The 3,032-nt window shown below is 61.4% G+C and carries 2 protein-coding genes; both read left to right on the top strand.

The genetic code is table 11. From position 1 onward, the window contains the following. The first annotated feature begins 322 nt into the window (after positions 1 to 322). Complete coding sequence (locus EJA71_RS11495; RefSeq protein WP_158956895.1) at positions 323 to 1,771, top strand: sodium:alanine symporter family protein; 1,449 nt, start codon at positions 323 to 325, stop codon at positions 1,769 to 1,771. Positions 1,772 to 1,941: 170 nt separating this feature from the next. Beyond that, on the top strand, positions 1,942 to 2,946 hold the full coding sequence (locus EJA71_RS11500) for an asparaginase (RefSeq protein WP_158956897.1): 1,005 nt from the start codon (positions 1,942 to 1,944) through the stop codon (positions 2,944 to 2,946). Positions 2,947 to 3,032 lie beyond the last annotated feature (86 nt).

Here is a 3,032-nt window from a genome sequence, read left to right on the forward strand (position 1 = left end):
GCAGCTCCTACATTGATTGACGTACACCTGTAGGAGCTGCCGAAGGCTGCGATCTTTTGATCTTGCAGCACCCTCGTTTCGTCGCTTGCACCACTACCGTGCAGACGGGCGCGTCACTGATCGGTATAGTGCCGCCCCTCTTCGCGTGAGCGGTCGTCGGTAACGAGGCCATAACCCATGCGAAACCCGAACTAATAACAAACCCGCGAAATGGACCGGGACGAAACCTTCGCCTCACCCGTCGTGCCGCGCGCACACCGGTGTAACACGATGTTTCTTCCATCCAGCATTTGCTTACACAATAAACAGCGAGGAAAAATCCATGCTCGAAGTCATTAACGACTTCCTCTCAGGGAAAGTACTGATCGTGCTCATTGTCGGGCTCGGTAGCTACTTCACGATTCGCTCGCGTTTCGTTCAACTGCGTCATTTCTTCCACATGTTCGCGGTGTTCCGCGACAGCCTCAAAGGCAATGCCGGGCAACTCAGTTCGTTCCAGGCCTTGATGCTCAGCCTTGCCGGCCGTGTCGGCGCAGGCAACATCGCCGGTGTCGGCATCGCTGTAACCCTCGGTGGTCCGGGTGCAGTGTTCTGGATGTGGGTGACCGCACTGGTCGGCATGTCCAGCAGCTTCTTCGAGTGCACCCTGGCCCAGGTCTACAAGCGCGCCGATGGCGACGGTCTGTACCGTGGTGGCCCGGCCTACTACATCCAGCACGGCCTGAAGAAGAAAGGCATGGCAGTGGTGTTCTCGGTTCTGTTGCTGGTCACCTACGGCTTCGCCTTCATTGGTCTGCAGTCCTACACCGTGACCCACTCGCTGCAGAACGCCTTTGAGTTCAACCCACAACACACCGGTATCGTCCTGGCGGTGCTGCTGGCGATCACCTTCATCGGCGGCATCAAGCGCATCGCGTCGGTGTCCGACCTGCTGGTACCGGTCAAGACCCTGGCCTATATCGGCGTGACCCTGTACGTGATCGGCACCCAGATCGAACACGTGCCAGCCATGCTGGAAACCATCTTCAAGAGCGCCTTCGGCCTCGACCCGGCCTTTGGTGGCCTGCTCGGCAGCGCCATCGTCATGGGCGTGAAGCGTGGCGTGTTCGCCAACGAAGCGGGTCTGGGCAGTGCGCCTAACGTCGCCGCCGTGGCTGCCGTGAAGCACCCGGGTGCGCAGGGCGTGGTTCAGGCCTTCAGCGTGTTCCTCGACACCTTCGTGATCTGCACCTGCACCGCGCTGCTGATCCTGCTGTCGGGTTTCTACACGCCGGGCTTCGAAGGTGACGGCATCGTCCTCACCCAGAACTCGCTGGCCGCCGTGGTGGGTGACTGGGGTCGCATGTTCGTCAGCGTCGCGCTGTCGCTGTTCGTCTTCACCTGCATCCTCTACAACTACTACCTGGGCGAAAACAGCCTGCAGTTCCTTACCCGCAACCGCGCTGCACTGATGATTTTCCGCGGTCTGGTACTGGCGCTGGTGGTCTGGGGTTCGATGCAGGATTTGTCGACCGTGTTCGCCTTCGCCGACATCACCATGACCTGCCTGGCCTTCGTCAACCTGGTGGCCCTGGCCATGCTGTTCAAGGTCGGCATGCGCGTAATGCGCGACTACGACGGGCAGCGCCGCGCCGGCGTCAAACAACCGGTATTCGATTCCAGCAAATTTGCTGATCTGGACCTCGACCTGAAGGCCTGGCCGACCAATCCATCTGCCGCTGCCGGCAAGACCGAAGCCGAGCCGCAAGGCGTGCCTGCAGCGCAACGCTGACAGGTGAATGACGGGCGCATCCCCTGCGCCCGTCAGTTATTGTGATGCAATAACCTGTAGGAGTGAGCCTGCTCGCGATGGCGGTTCATCATTCAACATTTATGTTGGCTGAAAGACCGCTATCGCGAGCAGGCTCACTCCTACAATGTCATCTCTTGTGGAGACCTCAGATGATTGCCAATTCCTACCCCGCCGCCCAACACGTCATGGTGCTCTACACCGGTGGCACCATCGGCATGCAGGCCAGCGCCAACGGTCTGGCCCCGGCGTCCGGTTTCGAAGCGCGGATGCGCGACTACCTGCACAGCCAGCCTGAACTCGTTGTTCCGCAGTGGCGCTTCCGTGAGATGTCGCCGCTGATCGACAGCGCCAACATGACCCCGGCCTATTGGCAGCAACTGCGTGAAGCGGTGGTCGATGCCGTGGATGGGCAAGGCTGCGACAGCGTACTGATCCTGCACGGCACCGACACCCTGGCCTACAGCGCGGCGGCGATGAGCTTCCAGTTGCTCGGCCTGAATGCGCGCGTGTGCTTCACCGGCTCGATGTTGCCGGCGGGCGTCACCGACAGCGATGCCTGGGAAAACCTCAGTGGCGCGCTGGTCGCCCTCGGCCAAGGCCTGGCGCCGGGCGTGCACCTGTACTTCCACGGCGAACTGCTGGCGCCGACCCGTTGCGCGAAAGTGCGCAGCTTCGGCCGTCATCCGTTCAAGCGTCTGGAGCGTCGGGGCGGCGGCGTGAAAGCGCCTTCGATTCCCGCATCGTTGCACTACAACCAGCCCAAACAACTGGCCAAGGTTGCCGTGCTGCCGCTGTTTCCCGGCATTAGCGCTGGAGTCCTGGATGGTCTGCTCGACAGCGGCATTCAGGGTCTGGTGCTGGAGTGCTACGGCAGCGGCACCGGGCCGAGCGACAACCCTGAATTTCTCGCCAGCCTCGGTCGCGCGCGCGATAACGGTGTGGTGGTGGTCGCGGTCACGCAGTGCCATGAAGGCGGGGTTGAGCTGGATGTGTATGAAGCGGGCAGCCGTTTGCGCGGTGTCGGCGTGTTGTCCGGTGGTGGCATGACCCGTGAAGCGGCGTTCGGCAAGTTGCATGGGTTGCTGGGGGCTGGCCTGGAAACTCAGGAAGTGCGCCGACTGATCGAGCTCGACCTCTGCGGCGAACTGATCTGACACCACGCAATACCCTGTAGGAGTGAGCCTGCTCGCGATAGCGTTCTGTCAGGCGCGATAGAGTTTACTGACAGTCCGCTATCGCG

The sequence above is a fragment of the Pseudomonas sp. PB106 genome (genome assembly GCF_009764645.1).
Taxonomy (GTDB): domain Bacteria; phylum Pseudomonadota; class Gammaproteobacteria; order Pseudomonadales; family Pseudomonadaceae; genus Aquipseudomonas.

What these genes read in the sequence shown, in the direction of transcription:
- EJA71_RS11495 (WP_158956895.1), top strand. Translation starts at nt 323, where the DNA reads ATGCTCGAAGTCATTAACGACTTCCTCTCAGGGAAAGTACTGATCGTG.
- EJA71_RS11500 (WP_158956897.1), top strand. Translation starts at nt 1,942, where the DNA reads ATGATTGCCAATTCCTACCCCGCCGCCCAACACGTCATGGTGCTCTAC.